This is a genomic window from Pseudoalteromonas sp. APC 3893 (assembly GCF_030408095.1).
Taxonomy (GTDB): Bacteria; Pseudomonadota; Gammaproteobacteria; order Enterobacterales; family Alteromonadaceae; genus Pseudoalteromonas.
This window is the reverse complement of sequence record NZ_JASDCD010000010.1, coordinates 100976-118651: the sequence shown is the minus strand read 5'-3', so window position 1 is coordinate 118651 and position 17676 is coordinate 100976. Positions and strand designations below refer to the sequence as shown.

Genomic DNA, 17676 nt, shown 5'->3' with positions numbered 1-17676 from the left:
ATTCCTCTTTTCCCAAAATGGTGAGTTTGTCGGCTTTATTAATTTTCCTTAATACCGCCGCTTTAAAAACAAATAAGCCGTGCATAGAGCACGGCTTATTCACATTACGATGACGTTTTTTGATGAGTGTATGCAGCTGCAACAAACCCTTCAAATAACGGGTGACCATCACGTGGTGTTGACGTGAATTCCGGGTGGAACTGCGCGGCAATAAACCAAGGGTGATCTTTATTCTCAATAATTTCGACTAGTTTTTTATCTTCAGATAAACCTGTGAAGCTTAAACCTGCTTTCTCAAGCTGTTCAACAAAGTTATTGTTCACTTCGTAACGGTGACGATGGCGTTCAACAATTTCATCGCTGCCGTAAACTTCACGTACTTTAGAACCTGGTGTTAAATGACATTTTTGAGCGCCTAAACGCATAGTGCCACCTAAGTCAGAACCTTCGTCACGTACTTCAATATTACCTTCAGCATCTTGCCACTCAGTAATTAAACCAACAACAGCATTAGCCGATTTTAGGTTAAACTCAGTCGAGTTAGCATCTTCAAGGCCTGCAACGTTACGTGCATACTCAATAAGCGCTACTTGCATACCTAAGCAAATACCAAGGTAAGGTACTTTGTTTTCACGGGCATATTTCGCCGCTAAAATCTTACCTTCAACACCACGACTACCAAAACCACCTGGTACTAAAATAGCATCAAGGTGAGACAGTAGCTCTGTGCCTTTGCTTTCAAGATCTTGTGAGTCAACATATTCAATATTAACGGTTAAACGGTTTTTAAGACCTGCGTGTTTAAGTGCTTCATTAACCGATTTGTATGCATCTGGTAATTCAATGTATTTACCTACCATACCAATAGTCACTTCACCCGTAGGGTTAGACTCTTGGTACAACACTTGTTCCCATTCAACTAAGTCAGCCTCAGGCGCTTCTAAGTGGAAACGACGACATACAAAATGATCAAGCTCTTGAGATTTTAATAGAGCTGGAATTTTATAAATGCTGTCTACATCTGGTAACGAAATAACGGCTTTTTCTTCAACGTTAGTGAAAAGTGCTATTTTAGCGCGCTCGTTATTTGGTAGCTTACGATCAGAACGACAAATAAGAATGTCTGGTTGAATACCAATCGAACGTAACTCTTTAACCGAGTGTTGCGTTGGTTTAGTTTTCACTTCACCTGCAGGGCCTAAGAACGGCACTAGCGTTAAGTGAATAAACAATGCGCGCTCACGGCCAATTTCTGTACCTAGCTGACGAATTGCTTCTAAGAACGGTTGTGATTCGATATCACCTACCGTTCCACCAATTTCAACGATTGCCACATCATGACCTTCAGCACCATCATAAACACGTTGCTTAATATCATTAGTAATATGTGGAATTACCTGAATAGTCGCACCAAGGTACTCACCACGACGCTCACGACGCAGTACATCTTCATATACACGGCCTTGTGTGAAGTTGTTACGGCTTGTCATTTTGGTGCGAATGAAACGCTCATAGTGACCTAAATCAAGGTCTGTTTCTGCACCGTCTTCGGTGACAAATACTTCACCGTGTTGAATTGGGCTCATTGTGCCTGGGTCAACGTTGATGTAAGGATCCAGCTTTAAAATGGTTACATTTAAACCACGGGCCTCTAAAATAGCTGCCAACGATGCTGCTGCAATACCTTTACCCAACGAAGAAACAACCCCGCCGGTAACGAAGATAAATTTTGTACTCATGCGAACCCTAGAATATCAGGAATTAAAAGGAATATAATACCCAAACAAGTGATTTTGGAATATGTTCAAGACGGGGCGAAATTATAGCAAAAGGCTCACTATCAATCCAGCAGAAATTAGCTATTGAGCGCACAAAAAACAACCGCGATAATTTACTTATTTAAGCCTGCTTTTTAATTGCCTCCCACGCAGCGTCCATTTCATCGAGTGTTGCCGTTTCGAGCGATTGACCTCTGGCTTGCAAATACGCCTGAACTTTTTCAAACCGCGCCGAAAACTTATCATTTGCACTACGAAGTAATTGTTCTGGGTCTCGTTTTATATGACGAGCGACATTAACAGTAGCAAATAGCAGGTCACCGATCTCTTCTGCACTATGTTCAGAAAAGGGATCAACTCCTAATGCTTCTTTAACTTCATCAACTTCTTCAGCCACTTTTTCAAGTGCGCCGTGATAACTTGGCCAATCAAAACCGAGCCCTGATACCCGTTGTTGAATCTTTTTTGCTTTACTAAGCCCTGGCAGGTTTGCAGGTATGTCTTGCCATAAAGCGGGAGGATTACCCAAATTTTTCGTTGCCCGCTCTTGGGCTTTTATCGCTTGCCATTGCTGTGCAACCTGCTGCTCGGACAACTCACTATTGCTTGCAAAAACATGAGGGTGGCGCCTCACTAATTTATCATTTAATGCGCTTATTACGTCTTCAAAGTCAAAGAGTTTTTGCTCCGCGGCCAACTGGGCATAAAAAATCACTTGAAACAGTAAATCACCGAGCTCAGTTTTAAGCTCAGTAAAATCGCCACGCTCAATACAATCAGCGACTTCGTAAGCCTCTTCGAGTGTATGCGGCACGATGGATTTAAAGTCTTGCTTCAAATCCCATGGGCAACCGTTTTGAGGATCGCGAAGTTTAGCCATAATGGCTAATAACTCTGGTAATGCACTGACCGACTTACTCATACAACCCTCTACTGACCTCGTTTAGCTTGGTGAACGCCTTCAATTTGATCCAGCTTTGATAACAAGCGATTAGTGCCTGATAAATCATGCACTTCAACCTGCATCGTGAATTTAGCTAATTGCCTGTCTTCAAGGGTTTCCATATTCATATTCAACACATTTACTTTTTCATTCGCAAGCACTGAGCTGATATCACGAATAAGGCCTGCCCTATCGCTTGCCTCTATTTTAATACTTAGTGCATATGAGCCATTTATTTCATCTGACCAACTTACCGCTATGACACGTTCTGGGTGTTTATTTTTTAAATTATTAAATGAATCACAGTCATCGCGGTGAACAGCGATACCCCGACCTTGAGTGATATAGCCGATAATCTGCTCACCCGGTACTGGGCGACAGCACTTAGCAACGTGACTCATTAAACTGCCTACGCCATCAACCACAATCCCGTTTTTATCCCCACTCATTTTAGTTGGGTTTTTAAAGCGAATTACCGGTTCATCATCAGTACGGTCAGTTATAAAGTTAAGTAACTGGTTTAAACGCACATCGCCCGCCCCAATAGCAACGAGTAAGTCATCAAGCTCTTTAAAATTATAGCGCGCGATAGCAGGTTCAAGATCTTTATATGTCAGCTCAAGTTTTTGCAATTCATTATCTAAAATCTCTTTACCAGCGCTTAAGTTTTTATCGCGATCAAGTTGTTTAAACCAATGATGAATTTTCGCTCGCGCTCGTGATGATTTAATATAACCTAAAGATGGGTTTAACCAATCACGGCTCGGATTTGGCTGTTTTTGGGTGAGAATTTCAACTTGATCCCCCGTGCTCAACTGGTGGGTAAATGGCACTATTTTACCAAACACCTTTGCACCAATGCAGCGATGCCCAACATTTGAATGAATGTAATAGGCAAAATCAAGAGGCGTTGCCCCCAGCGGCAGGTCAAAAATATCGCCACGTGGAGTAAATACATACACGCGGTCTTCGACCACTTGGTTTTTAAGTTCGTCAGCTAAATCACTGCCATCAACCACTTCTTCTTGCCACTGAAGTAATTTACGCAACCAGCTGATCTTTTGCTCGTATCCTGAGCCACGCCCAGGTAATGCGCCTTCTTTATACATCCAGTGTGCAGCTACACCCAGTTCCGCATCTTGGTGCATCGCGTGGGTACGAATTTGTATTTCAACGGTTTTACCCTCAGGGCCAAACACTACGGTGTGAATAGATTGGTAGCCATTTTGTTTTGGCGTTGCCACGTAGTCATCAAATTCTTTATTTAAGTGACGCCAATTCGTATGCACAATACCTAGTGCACCGTAGCAATCCTGCAATTCATCAACCACAATACGCATCGCACGAATATCAAAAAGTTGATCAAATTCGTAGTTCTTTTGCGCCATTTTTTTGTAAATGCTGTATATATGCTTTGGTCTGCCATATACTTCGGCCGTAATACCCACTTGTTCAAGCTTGGTTTTTACTTGCTCAACCATATCGGCCATATACGCTTCACGACCAAGGCGTTTATCATCTAATTGTTTGGCAATACTTTTATAAAGATCAGGATGAAGGTAACGAAAAGAAAGGTCTTCAAGCTCCCACTTTAATTGCCCTATACCTAAACGGTTTGCAAGCGGCGCAAAAATATCAGTCGTCTCTTTAGCGGCAATAACGCGTTCTTCTTCACTGGCGTTTTTTAGTTCACGTAAATGGCATACTTGCTCCGCCAGCTTAATAACCACGGCTCTGACGTCTTCAACCATGGCTAATAACATGCGACGAATGTTATCAACTTGCACTGTGCCATTACCTTGATGAGCTAATGTGCTAATGGTAGCCATTTGCGCCACACCGGTTAGCAATGTTGCAACATGCTCGCCCATTACTTCAGTCACGATATCAATAGAGACTAAATCAGCTAAAAAATAAGGAGTAATATAAGCCGTTGCCAAAGTATCGGCATCAAGATTCATCTCCACCAAAATTTCGACCATTTCCATCGCCATAATTTGGTGCTGTTGAGCAGGTAAAGCGGCACATAAACCATCTGCTTTAATTAATAGCTCACGTTTTTCTTGTGCGACTGCTAACAAATCTAGTCGGGTGCTAAAATCTACCGGCTTTTCTTGCTGGTGTGACTGTCTCGTAGCTACCATGTTGCGCTCTACCTCCGTTGAAATAACGCCATTGTTTCAATATGCCCAGTATGCGGAAACATATTCATTAGCCCTATCTTTTGCAGTGAAAATCCTGCCTGCGAAATAATTGCACTGTCACGGGCTAAAGTAACAGGATCGCAAGATACATATAGAATCGTCTTAAATTGCTTAAGCGGCAGTTGCTCTAAAATTGCTAATGCACCGGTACGAGAAGGATCTAGCAACAAAACATTTAGCTCTTTACTAAACCACGATGCCTGCTCAATTGTTTGAGTTAAATCAAAGCAATGAAATTGCGCATTCGCTATTTGGTTAGTTTGCGCATTTTGCCGTGCCATTGCAACCGCTGATGATACTCCTTCTACACCAATCACATTTTTTGCACATTTAGCCACCACTAAAGAGAAGTTACCGATACCACAAAACAGATCAAGTACCTGTTCGTCCCCATTTAAGCTAAGCCAGTCAACAGCTTGGGTTAACATATCTTGGTTAACTTTGGCGTTAACTTGAATAAAGTTTTCTAAGCCAAATTCAAACTTTAACTGTTGTGTTGGTAAGCGATAAAACGGTGTTGGTAAATGGTCATGTTCAATAAGCTGACTTTCACCTTGGAAAATAACTTGCCATTTTTGTGCTAAACCAATTTCAATAATGGTTTGCTTGAGCGATTCACTAATAGCTTTAGTATGGCGCAAGATAACAACGTTTTGCTCATCTGCTTGGCATAATTGAATGTGGCTTACACTGCGTAATTCATGATGGGTATTTAAAAGCGTATCAAATTGATTAAAAACATCATCAAAAACGCTGCTCAACACCGGGCATTTATTAATACTAATAATTTGCTTAGAGCCTTGTGCCCTATAACCTACGCACATTCTTTTAGCGCTTTTGTCATACATTACGGCCAATCGAGCACTACGGCGGTAATGCTTTGACTCACTTAATAAAGGTGATTGCCACGCCATATCGTCTAGTTTTGCAAATTTAGCAAACAACTGACTCACAGCAGCTTGTTTTTCAACCAACTGCTGATCCAACCGTAAATGCTGTAACTGACAACCACCACATTGATGATAATGCTCACAAAAAGGCTCGACTCTGGCATCACTCGCTTGTACTACTTTGAGTGTTTTTGCCACGCTATAACGAGCTTTATCCTCTGTTAACTGAGCTTTGACGACTTCGTTACTTAATGCACCACTGACAAAACACACTTTATTTTTGTGTTTGGCTATTCCTCGTCCTTGGTGATCCATGCCTGTGATGGTCAATGGCACTGTTTGCCCTGATAGGGTCTTTTTTTTAGCTTGGAAAAACTGTGCCATCAGGCAACACCTTACATATTGATTTTGCGGACAAGATTGATTACTCGCTTATAAGTATATACTCTTAGATAACTAAAAATGATAACAACATTTATTCTATGACTAAACTCGGTTTGCGTGACTCAGTTTTAACACTCACATTGATCCCCACCGTACTGATCGGATTATTACTCGGCGGTTATTTTACAATAAATCGTTACTTTGAGCTTGATGAAATATTATATCAGCAAGGGACAACTATTTCCGAGCCTTTATCTATCGCAATTGAGCAACCTTTATTAGTAAAAAATAAGCAACTGCTCAATAGACTGATCAGTCATACTCATAACAAACACTCTCCTGCTATAAAAACTATCGCTATTTTTGATGTAAATGAACAGCTCGTTCTGACTAGTAATTATCATCGTGATTTTGACGACCTTATGCTTAGCGAACATCTGAGCACTAATAAAACAACTAAAGTGGTGCAAAGTAGTGACTTTATTACTTTTTACACGCCAATCATAAATCACTCAACACCAGAAGCGCACTGGAATGATACTGCATTTCAAACATCCATAGGCACTGTGATTGTTCAATTAAATAAAGACCAAGCGATTATTGGCCAGCAACAAGCGCTATTAGTCAGCGGCATAGTGATTATTTTTGCATTATTGTTAGCGGTTATTTTGGCAATACGTTTGAGTAGAATGTTCATGACTCCACTCAATAAGTTAGTACTTGCCACCGATAAGCTTACTGAAGGTAAAAGAGATACTGGGCTGAATACTCCAATGATGGGAGAGTTTGAACTACTACGCCAAGGTTTAAATACTATTTCAGATACCATGGTGATGCAAAAAGACGAGATGCAAAAGCATATCGACCAAGCTACCAGCGACTTGCGTGAGTCGCTTGAAATGTACGAAACACAAAATATCCAGCTCAATATTGCAAAAACAGACGCGCAAGATGCGAACCGAGTTAAATCTGACTTTTTAGCCAAAATGAGTCATGAATTACGTACTCCGCTCAATGGTGTTATTGGTTTTACTCGTCAACTACATAAAACGCCACTGAATAAGCACCAAAAGGATTACCTAGATACCATTGAGCTTTCAGCCAATAGCTTGATGACCATTATCAGTGATATTTTAGACTTTTCTAAACTTGAAGCCGGTGCTATGGAGCTTGAATCTATACAGTTTCAGTTGCGAGATAACATCAATGAAGTGCTCACACTTCTCGCGCCAAGTGCTGATGAAAAACAACTTGAGTTATCTATTTATATCAATTCACAAGTTCCCGACAACATTACCGGCGATCCAACTCGTTTTAAACAAGTACTTATTAACCTCATCAGTAACGCGATTAAGTTTACTGAGAAAGGCGCTATTAAAGTCGACGTAGGGCATCGTTTATTAGATGAAGAGCGCACCTCTATTTTAGTATCTATAACAGATACAGGTGTAGGCATCCCTATGGATAAACAAGACGCCTTGTTTACACCATTTGGCCAAGCAGACTCAAGTATTACCCGTAAGTTTGGTGGCACCGGACTGGGCCTAATTATTACCAAACACATCGTTGAAGCGATGGGTGGGCGTATTACGTTAAACTCAGCACCGGGCCATGGTACATGCTTTACTTTTAACGGTGTATTTAATTTACCGAGTCATGGTTATAACAGTGACTTACCAAGTAAATCGCTTGCCAATAAGCGTATCTTATACCTTGAACCACACGAGCACACCCACCATGCCGTATTATCATTATTAAACGAATGGGATACCCAAGTTACAGGTTGTTTTAGTGAAGAGTGCTTTTTAGAAGAAATTAATAAAGACTTTAATTACGATATTTGTATTATTGGCCATGTAGCTTCAGTTGATGAAATGCAGCGACTAAAAAGCTACATAAAAGCTGCACGCAATTCCACTGATTATCTTTACTTAATGCTCAACACCGTCTCTCATAGTATGCGTGAAGCATATATTGGCAGTGGCGCTGATGCGTGTTTAAGTAAACCGTTAAACCACCGTAAATTATGTGAAGTACTGGCCGCGCCATATCGCCTTGATCACCCGGTGCACAACATTGAAGAAAATGACGAGAAGCTACTGCCACTAAAGGTATTAGTGGTTGATGATAACGACGCCAATTTAAAACTCATTTGTACTTTACTTGAAGAACAAATCGAAATAATTGATACTGCTCATAATGGTTCTCAAGCATATAGCCTAAGTAAAAGCCATAAATACGATATTATTTTTATGGACATTCAAATGCCGATTATGGATGGGATTACTGCATGTAAACTCATTCGAGAATCATCCTTAAACGAAGATACACCTATTATAGCTGTAACCGCACATGCTCTAGCAGGTGAAAAAGAGCAGTTAATAAAAGATGGCTTTAAAGGTTATTTAACCAAGCCGATTGATGAAGACATGCTAAAACAGATCATTAGTGATCACAGCCCTAAGTCGCCACTTAAACGCGATAAAAGCCGCCAAGAACAAACCCACTATGAACCACCATTCAACAGTAGTTCGCTTGACTGGCCATTAGCATTGCAACGTGCTGGCGGCAAACATGAGCTTGCGCTTGAAATGCTAAATATGTTGCTATTAAGCGTACCAGAGACTTTACGTTTACTAGACGAGGCGATACAAAGCCAAGATTGTGAACATGTACTAAGTATTATTCATAAATTCCATGGTGCATGTTGTTATACTGGTGTTCCTAAGCTGAAAAATTTAGCCGAAGCTTTAGAAACCGCTTTGAAAAGTGATTGCGAACTAAGCCATATCGAACCTGAATTATTTGAGCTACAAGATGAACTTGAAAACTTGATAAAAGATGCAGGAATGGCGGATGATTAAATATACCGACCATAGTTTAACGGCATTCCCGCGTTAATGGTTTACCGGTTTTTAAGCTACTTATTTGCCAACGAGGCTTTCCTTCATTAGATATTATGCTTACTTGGGTTATATCACTTACCATGTAATCTCCGGGCGCATTTAAGCGTGTCTTGTGTGTACATTAAGGTTTTAATAAATGCCAATCTTTCGAGTTCATCATAACGCGGGCTTAAAGTGGCGCGGTCGCAATCTGTCCACTCATTATCCCCAGGGGTATAAATAAAGGGTTGCTCAGTAAGGTTTCGAAGTAGTTGTTTATTACGCTCAAGTAGCTCATTTGTACACGGCTGCGAGCCGGCTTTGATATCACCTAGGTGCATTAAGAACCCATGGGGTTTGTGCTTTAATTTTTGACCTAATACTCCATCTTCACGTAAATTAGCAGTGTCTATTGGAGTATATGGCATATCTGCAATAACTAAAAAGTCAGTGCTGGTTGCTGGGGTAATCATTAACTCATTATTCGATAAAGCCCCAATAGATAAAGCTAAGGTCATACTTACAGTTATGAACATACATACTCCTCTAAATAAGCAATGTTATTAAACCATCTTATAATGACAGCTAAAAGAAACGGCTTTTTATATTTAGTCTTGTTAAAATAAGGCAACTGATAAAATAAATAGCCAAATTATGCAATTTACCACCAGCTACACGCTTGATAAGCCCTACTTCTACGAATGTTTCGACGAGTCACTGCCTTACAGTGCGCAGGCCAAACCTAAATATGCCTTTTTAGTACTTTTAATTAGCTTAGGGTTAATTTCGATTTATGCGCTAGAACAACACTACCTAGGTAACTTTATGATTATGGCTGCTGTTCTTGAATGTGTTGCTTTTTATTACCGTAGACCTTGGTGGGTCACAAGGCAAATGTTCAGTCGTGCATCTGGTTCAAAGGCAAAGTTAACAATCGACGAGCAAGGCTTTAGCAGTGAAAATCCACATAAAAGCTATCAAATAAAATGGCAGCAAATCGATGAGGTCATTTTTACACCTCGTGGTATTTTGCTTAAGAGTAAGCAAGGGATGCAATACATATCTAATAGTGTGTTGAGTGATGAAGCAATAAACTACATACAAAAAAGAGCCGCTAAATAGCGGCTCTTTTATATCAATTCAATTGATTCGTTGATTAAGCATTGCCCGGATTAGGGTTAGACTTTTCAGCTTGAATACGCATGTAAATCTCTTCACGATGAACCGAAACGTCTTTAGGTGCATTTACACCAATACGTACTTGATTTCCTTTAACACCTAGTACAGTGACTGTTACTTCGTCACCAATCATTAGGGTTTCACCTACTCGACGAGTTAGTATTAGCATTCTCTTGCTCCCATATTCCAATAAATTAAAAGATTCCGCGTTCGTATCTTAAAGAAAATAAATCTTAAAAGTAAGTAAAAACTCTATTTCTATTCATTTTCTGTTAAAAAAACTCTGTGTAATGCACGAACAGCTAGCTCTAAATATTTTTCGTCGATCAAAACTGATATTTTTATCTCAGATGTTGATACCAACAACACTTTAATATTTTCTTGAGCAAGTGCATCAAAAAATAAACTTGCCACACCAGAGTGTGATTTCATACCTGCACCAACAGCTGAAACTTTTGCAACAGCCTGACAACCAGAAATTTCGGTACTACTGATAATATGGTGGTTGTTTTGTAATACTTCAAGCGCTTGTTCAAAATCATTGCTGTGCACAGTAAAAGCATAGTCTATTTTTTCAAATTTATGATTAACTTGATTAATCATATCTATTTCGATGCCATTATCTGCAAAAAGTTTCAAAATAGTAGCTAAATATTGTGTGCCAGCAGGCACGTTTTTGACCTGAATTAAACTTTCATCACGATTAAATGCGATTCCAGAAACTACGTTATTTTTCATGTCGGTTTGCTCAAAGCTTATCAAGGTACCTTGATCTGGGTTAAAACTAGATAATACGCGAAGCGGTAGATTATATTTCCCCGCCGCTTCAACACAGCGAATATGCAATACTTTAGCACCTAAACTGGCCATTTCGAGCATTTCTTCAAAGGTTACATGACTCATGCGCCGAGCTTTAGGCTCAATACGCGGATCTGTAGTGTACACGCCATCAACGTCGGTATAAATCTGGCACTCGTCTGCACTAATGGCACCGGCAATTTCAACTGCTGAGGTATCAGTACCACCACGACCCAATGTAGTGATATTACCTTCAATATCACGCCCCTGAAAGCCAGCAATAATTGCAATCCGGTTATGTTCTAGTTCCTGCTTTAAACGCGTAGCCGCAACATCGGTAATTCGGGCTTTACCAAACATGTTATCTGTTTGAATATTTACTTGGTCGGCGAGTAAACTCACAGCTGAATGGCCACGCTTAATAATCGCCATCGCAAGCAAAGCAACTGAAACTTGCTCACCGGTGGTTAATAAAACATCGAGTTCACGACTGCTCGGGCGAGCATCAATTTGTTTGGCAAGGTTAATAAGGCGGTTGGTCTCACCTGACATAGCAGAGAGTACAACTACCACTTGGTGCCCCTGTTGCTTATTTTTAACAACAAGGTCGGCGACAGCTTCAATACGCTCGATAGATCCTACCGAAGTGCCGCCAAACTTTTGAACTATAAGTGCCACTTAAGCTTATACGCGCTCAGTTAACCATGGCGTGACACTATCAAGTGCAGTGCTTAAGTTCTCAGGTTGTGAACCACCGGCTTGCGCCATGTCAGGACGACCGCCGCCTTTACCACCGACTTGTGAAGCCATGTGATTTACCAGCTCACCAGCTTTAACTTTACCAGTTAAGTCTTTAGTAACACCTGCGATAAGGCTTACTTTAGCACCATCTGCAACACCGAGCGCAATAACACCTGAGCCAATCTTGTTTTTCAGGTCATCAACCATGCCACGTAAGGCTTTTGATTCGGTGCCTTCAACATTCGCAACAAGCAGTTTAACACCGTTAATCTCAACAATGGAGTCAAGTAATGATGCGCCAGCGGCACTTGCTAGTTTATCGTTAAGTTGTGCGATTTGCTTTTCAAGGCCTTTTGACTTTTCAAGTAAAGCCGTTACTTTTTCAAGTACCGATGCACTGTCGCCTTTAACAAGCGCGGCAACATCATTTAAGTATTGCTCTTGCTCACTCACATAAGCAATTGCATCGGCGCCTGTTACCGCTTCAATTCGACGAACACCCGCTGCAATACCACTCTCTGATACAATTTTGAATAAACCGATATCACCAGCACGCTTAACATGAGTACCGCCACATAGCTCAATTGAGTAATCACCAATTGTTACTACGCGTACTTCGTCATCGTATTTTTCACCAAATAAGGCCATTGCACCTTTTGCTTTAGCATCATCAATAGCCATAAGCTCAGTGTTAAGAGCAAAGTTACGACGAATTTCGTCGTTCACTACGCGCTCTATTTCACGAAGCTCATCTTTAGTGACCGCTTCAAAGTGCGAGAAATCAAAACGTAAACGCTCAGGATCAACTAAAGAGCCTTTTTGCGATACATGATCACCCAGTAATTGACGTAGTGCTTCATGCAAGATATGCGTAGCTGTATGGTTCTTTTTAACGCGCTCACGACGGGCATCATCAATTGTTGCTTCAACCTTATCATTCACACCAATACGGCCCATTACAGTACCGTGGTGAGCAAATGCATTACCTAATTTTGTGGTATTGGTAACGCTAAACTCGCCACCGGCAACCACTAGTTTACCGGTATCGCCAATTTGGCCGCCTGATTCTGCATAAAATGGCGTACGGTCAAGTACGACAATGCCTTGCTGGCCATCTTCAAGTACAGAAACAGATTCACCTTGGGCAAACATTTCAATCACAGTGCCGCTGTATTGAGTTGCGTCATAACCTTTAAAGTCAGTGTGTTTATCAGACTTTAATTGCTGGTTGTAATCGGCACCAAATTTACCTGCTTGTTGCGCAGTTTTACGCTGCACATCCATGCACTCTTGAAAGCCTTGCTCGTCAATCGTCATAAAACGTTCACGGGCAACGTCAGCCGTTAAATCGGCTGGGAAACCATAGGTATCGTAAAGTTTAAATACTAATTCACCCGGAATCACATCACCGCTCAAGTTAGTTAAGCTATCTTCTAAAATAGCTAAGCCTCGCTCAAGCGTTTTACCAAACTGCTCTTCTTCAATACGTAATACTTTTTCGATAATTTCTTGCTGCTTAGCAAGCTCTGGGTATGCTTGACCCATTTGCTCAATTAACGCGGCAACTAACTTATAGAAAAACGCACCTTGAGCACCTAGCTTGTTACCATGGCGAACTGCACGGCGAATAATACGGCGCAGTACATAACCTCGCCCTTCATTTGAAGGCATAACACCATCAGAAATCAAAAACGCACATGAACGAATATGATCCGCCACTACACGTAGTGACTTGTCATCCATATCTTGAGCATTAGTGATTATCGCAGCGGCTTTAATTAGGCCTTGAAATAAGTCGATTTCGTAGTTTGAATGTACACCCTGTAAGATAGCAGCAATACGCTCAAGTCCCATTCCGGTATCAACTGACTGTTTTGGTAATGGCTCCATGGTGCCGTCGCTTTGACGGTTATATTGCATAAATACCAAGTTCCAAATCTCGATGAAACGGTCACCATCTTCTTCAGGTGAACCTGGAGGACCACCCCAGATTTCTTCACCATGATCGTAGAATATTTCAGAGCATGGGCCACACGGGCCAGTATCACCCATTGACCAGAAATTATCAGCGGTATCAATACGGATGATACGCTCGCTTGGTAAGCCAATATCTTTTGACCAATAATCAAACGCTTCTTCGTCGGTGTGGTAAATAGTCACGAGTAGCTTTTCTTGTGGAAGCTTCACAACTTCAGTTAAGAACTGCCACGCAAACTTTATTGCGTCTTGTTTGAAGTAATCACCAAAGCTAAAGTTACCTAGCATTTCAAAAAATGTATGGTGACGCGCGGTATAACCTACGTTTTCTAAATCATTATGCTTACCACCGGCACGCACACAACGCTGTGAGCTGGTTGCACGGTTGTAAGGGCGGCTTTCTGCGCCTAAGAAAACATCTTTAAATTGCACCATACCGGCATTATTAAATAATAGCGTCGCATCGTTACCCGGAATTAGCGAGCTTGATGGAACAATTTGGTGTTGTTTAGAGGCAAAAAAGTCTAAAAACTGTTGCCTGATCTGTGCGGTAGTCATGTGCTGCATTTGAAAGTCTCACCCATTTTTTACTGTGCTTGCATTGCAAAATCTATTTGTTCGTAACTGAACCCTCGATACATTAAATAGCGCGTACGTTTGGCTTTTTCTTTGTAGTCGAAATCGTTCTGTGCATTTGAATACTTTTTTAAATACGCATCCTGCGCTAGTTGAAACCAATCTATTTCCATTGTTTCAACAATTGTGTTGAGCAAGGCTCTATCAATTCCTTTTCCCATGGCCTCGTTTTGTATACGCTTTAGGCCATGCTTTTTAGCAATGTGACGGCGAACAAACCCTTCAACATATCGCTGTTCATTTATAAAATTGTGTTCTTCACACCAATTCAATAAATCATCGATAAATTCAGGTGTTGCTTCTTTTTGCTGTAATTTTTGGGTTAACTCTCGACGCGAATATTCTTGCCGACCAAGTAACCACAGTACGTAATTCTTTAGCTTTTTTTTAAGTGCTTCGTCCATTTGTGTCATTAAGCGTCAAAACGCCCTGTATCGTTATTTTGCGGCTCAGCAGCCCCGTTCTCGGCCGGTGGAACAACTGGCATAAAAATAGCCTGATATGAAACAAAAAAACTAATGTAGCAAATTGGCATTAAAACCAACAGCGGTAAGAAGGTTAAAAACGCAGATATAACCATAAACACCGCACAAATAGCGCCATACACACTCAATGGTGCCATATTATGATAAAAAACCAGTAATGAGCTTTTCAGTACTTCAAAAATACGTTTTTGTTGATTAAAGTATACCAGTGGAACTGCATAAGCGAACGCCGTTAGGTAAAATGAAACGGCTAATAAAAACAAGACTAAATTGGCCATCGAGATACTCTCAATCACTTGTTGTAATGCAATATTGGGATCAACATTCGGGTCACTCATAATAGCCACTGCCTCACCAAACAAGCCATTTGCTAACAACGCCATTAAAACGCCCGCTGCCATTTGATAAAGCGCTAAACGCAGCAAGCCTATACGGTTACCTTTGGCTGAGAAAGGCTTGAGAATATCTGCCAGCATAATTTTTCCGCCTTGCTGCTTGGTTAGCACGGCTTGATAAAATCCAGCAGTTAAAAACGGAGTTGCCAGGGCTGCTATAATTTGTAGGAATGGCAAAAATAACGACAGTAAACCCACCACACCAATAAATAAATGCATAAAAATGAATGTGAGTGGCTGGGTTTTAAATATAAGCCAACCGGCTTTAAACCACTTAACCCCTGCTTCGGCTTTAAATACTCGTAACTCGATTGACATAGACGCTCTTAAATTAACAACAAAACACGCCGAGTATAACTCGGCGCTTAATGGGATTACAGGGGCGAGACTGTAAAACTACGGTTTTTTAACCTTCTTTATATCTAACATATGCGCACCGTGTTTAATTTTGGTTTCGAGGTAAGACTTATTACCAGCAACACCCGCCTTGATATGAGCGTGAGTGCCAATTACCGAATCAACTTCAATGCCAGCATCTTTTAAAGCATTTAGCTTTTTCGGATTATTAGTCATCAATTTAACGTGAGTTAAGCCCATTGCCTCAAGCATTAAAACAGCATCAGAAAAGTCACGTAAATCATCAGCAAAGCCTAAATGGTTATTTGCTTCATAGGTATTCATGCCTTGCGACTGCAACACGTAAGCATCAATTTTATTATACAAACCAATACCACGACCTTCTTGGCGAAGGTAGAGTAATATTCCGCCTTGCTCATGCATCATTTCGATGCATTCATTGAGTTGCTCACCACAATCACAGCGCGATGAATGAAATACATCACCTGTTAAACACTCTGAGTGCATGCGAATAAGCGGCACTGGCTGTTTACTATCGGCATTGTTAAATACCAAAGCAACATGCTCTTGACCATCATTTAAGCCGCTAAAGGAAATAATTTCTGCGGGGATATCACTGTTTTTGCCAACGTTTAGTTGGACTCTAGCTCTTACTTGCGCCACGACAAATCCAAATTTATAAAGTAAATGCGATACTGCAAATGTGATACTGTAAATCTAAGATCATCACAAAATAGCATTAATGAAGTTCATCGCAATAAGTGGTAACTATATTGAGGCTGTTACCTGCAATTCAAGTATTATACCCGAACCACCTCAAGATACGAGTTTCAAAAGACGTTTCATCCAATTTTGCTTTTATAACATATTACTCAATGACAATATCGTACCCATTTGATAGTCTTAACTTTCTAACAATAATAAGGATGATTATGAAAGTACCTGCATTAATACTGTGCTTAAGCCTCGCTTTTAGCGGTTACGTATCAGCTGATGACAGCTTAAATAAGCAATTTAAATCAGCCTACCAAGGTTATTTAGCTGCACAACAAACCACGGACGATGCCTTACCTTTCGCTGAGCAAGCCTATAAATTGGGTAAAAAAGTTTACGGCCTGCAATCAGACAACACAGCAAATCTAGCTGTTAATTACGCTAACGAAATAGCCAATACCAATAAAGAATTAAAAGCTAAGCGTTACCAACTATTCAACAGCGCTTATGAAATTTTACTAAACAATCATAGTGCCAAAAGTTTAGAGCTTGTCGACCCTTTATCAGGCATGGCCAATAGCGCTCCTTCAGCAAATAGAGCTGCTGATTTATACGAGCAAGTTATAGAATTACTAGATAAGCAAGGGTTACCTAAACTTGCAGCGGACTTAAAACTTAGCGCCGCAAAAGACTTCGCTTATAACTACCGAGGTAGTAAATACCTAACAGCACGCAAGTATTTAGAGCAAGCAGATGAATACTATAGCAAAAATTTACCCGAAAACTCAGTTGAACGCATAAAAGCAGACTTCTTAGTGGCGGCATTTGCACAAGGGAAAAAACGCTACAGCACAGCAATAGAGCGACTAAACCGTGTAGTCAGTGTGTTTGATAAAGAGCTCAGCTTTGATCACCAAGCAGAGCTTTCTGCGCACTCAAAACTTGTCTACCTTTATGAGAAAGAAGGCCAAAGTGACGAAGCCACTAAACACTGTATCGCCATAGCTAAAATGGTGCCTTGGAAAGAAGATCAAGAACAAACCCCCCTTTATCGCGAACCTCCCGAGTACCCAATGAACAAAGTAAAACAAAGACGAGACGGCTACGTTCAGATGCGCTTTGACGTAAGTAAAACAGGCTTTGTTGAAAATATTGAAGTAATTAAATCTAAAGGCGGAACAGCCTTTGAAAGAGAAGCAGTAAAGGCCATGGAAAAATGGCGCTACGCACCTAAGTTTGAAAATGGCCAAGCCGTAGTTGCCACAACTGAAGTGCAACTTGATTTTAGAATCGGCAGTTAAGCTATCAAA

14 protein-coding genes are annotated in these 17676 nt (G+C 40.8%); 3 read left to right on the top strand and 11 right to left on the bottom strand.

What is annotated here, in order from left to right; all coding sequences use genetic code 11:
• Window positions 1-104: 104 nt before the first annotated feature.
• The 4 genes from QMA12_RS12870 to rlmD all read right to left on the bottom strand — a co-directional run bounded on the left by QMA12_RS12870 (window position 105) and on the right by rlmD (window position 6199).
• A complete protein-coding gene (locus QMA12_RS12870; protein ID WP_087533782.1) occupies window positions 105-1739 on the bottom strand; it encodes a CTP synthase in 1635 nt (544 codons plus the stop codon).
• Window positions 1740-1899: 160 nt separating this feature from the next.
• On the bottom strand, window positions 1900-2700 hold the full coding sequence (gene mazG / locus QMA12_RS12865; protein ID WP_290209340.1) for a nucleoside triphosphate pyrophosphohydrolase: 801 nt from the start codon (window positions 2698-2700) through the stop codon (window positions 1900-1902).
• 8 nt (window positions 2701-2708) lie between these two features.
• Window positions 2709-4865 (bottom strand): GTP diphosphokinase, encoded by a 2157-nt coding sequence (relA, locus tag QMA12_RS12860; protein ID WP_290209339.1) that lies wholly within the window; start codon window positions 4863-4865, stop codon window positions 2709-2711.
• Between the two features lie 8 nt (window positions 4866-4873).
• Entirely contained in the window at window positions 4874-6199 is a 1326-nt protein-coding gene (rlmD, locus tag QMA12_RS12855; RefSeq protein WP_290209338.1) for a 23S rRNA (uracil(1939)-C(5))-methyltransferase RlmD, read from the bottom strand.
• 98 nt (window positions 6200-6297) lie between these two features.
• Here rlmD and barA point away from each other — a divergent pair, with 98 nt between their 5' ends.
• Window positions 6298-9063 carry a two-component sensor histidine kinase BarA gene (gene barA / locus QMA12_RS12850; RefSeq protein WP_087533786.1) on the top strand — a complete coding sequence of 922 codons (2766 nt, stop codon included), beginning with the start codon at window positions 6298-6300 and terminating at the stop codon, window positions 9061-9063.
• Between the two features lie 113 nt (window positions 9064-9176).
• On the opposite strand, the gene QMA12_RS12845 is transcribed toward barA, so the two are convergent.
• Complete coding sequence (locus QMA12_RS12845) at window positions 9177-9620, bottom strand: hypothetical protein (RefSeq protein ID WP_290209337.1); 444 nt, start codon at window positions 9618-9620, stop codon at window positions 9177-9179.
• 118 nt (window positions 9621-9738) lie between these two features.
• Here QMA12_RS12845 and QMA12_RS12840 point away from each other — a divergent pair, with 118 nt between their 5' ends.
• Window positions 9739-10206 carry a YcxB family protein gene (locus QMA12_RS12840; RefSeq protein ID WP_290209336.1) on the top strand — a complete coding sequence of 156 codons (468 nt, stop codon included), beginning with the start codon at window positions 9739-9741 and terminating at the stop codon, window positions 10204-10206.
• A 34-nt stretch (window positions 10207-10240) separates the two neighbouring features.
• Here QMA12_RS12840 and csrA read toward each other — a convergent pair whose 3' ends face one another.
• From csrA to ribA, 6 genes are all read right to left on the bottom strand, one after another.
• Window positions 10241-10432 carry a carbon storage regulator CsrA gene (csrA, locus tag QMA12_RS12835; protein ID WP_004587515.1) on the bottom strand — a complete coding sequence of 64 codons (192 nt, stop codon included), beginning with the start codon at window positions 10430-10432 and terminating at the stop codon, window positions 10241-10243.
• Window positions 10433-10521: 89 nt separating this feature from the next.
• On the bottom strand, window positions 10522-11739 hold the full coding sequence (locus QMA12_RS12830) for an aspartate kinase (RefSeq protein ID WP_087533789.1): 1218 nt from the start codon (window positions 11737-11739) through the stop codon (window positions 10522-10524).
• A 6-nt stretch (window positions 11740-11745) separates the two neighbouring features.
• Window positions 11746-14346: an alanine--tRNA ligase gene (gene alaS, locus QMA12_RS12825; protein ID WP_290209335.1), complete on the bottom strand. Its 2601-nt coding sequence runs from the start codon at window positions 14344-14346 to the stop codon at window positions 11746-11748.
• Between the two features lie 20 nt (window positions 14347-14366).
• Window positions 14367-14819: a regulatory protein RecX gene (locus QMA12_RS12820; RefSeq protein ID WP_087533807.1), complete on the bottom strand. Its 453-nt coding sequence runs from the start codon at window positions 14817-14819 to the stop codon at window positions 14367-14369.
• An 8-nt stretch (window positions 14820-14827) separates the two neighbouring features.
• The gene (locus tag QMA12_RS12815) at window positions 14828-15613 is read right to left on the bottom strand and encodes a BPSS1780 family membrane protein (protein WP_290209333.1); all 786 of its coding nucleotides are present in this window, start codon (window positions 15611-15613) and stop codon (window positions 14828-14830) included.
• 78 nt (window positions 15614-15691) lie between these two features.
• Window positions 15692-16315, bottom strand: a complete 624-nt coding sequence (ribA, locus tag QMA12_RS12810) for a GTP cyclohydrolase II (RefSeq protein WP_087533792.1) — start codon at window positions 16313-16315, stop codon at window positions 15692-15694.
• Window positions 16316-16584: 269 nt separating this feature from the next.
• Between ribA and QMA12_RS12805 the strand changes: the two genes are divergently transcribed.
• The gene (locus tag QMA12_RS12805) at window positions 16585-17667 is read left to right on the top strand and encodes an energy transducer TonB (RefSeq protein ID WP_087533793.1); all 1083 of its coding nucleotides are present in this window, start codon (window positions 16585-16587) and stop codon (window positions 17665-17667) included.
• Window positions 17668-17676: the final 9 nt, after the last annotated feature.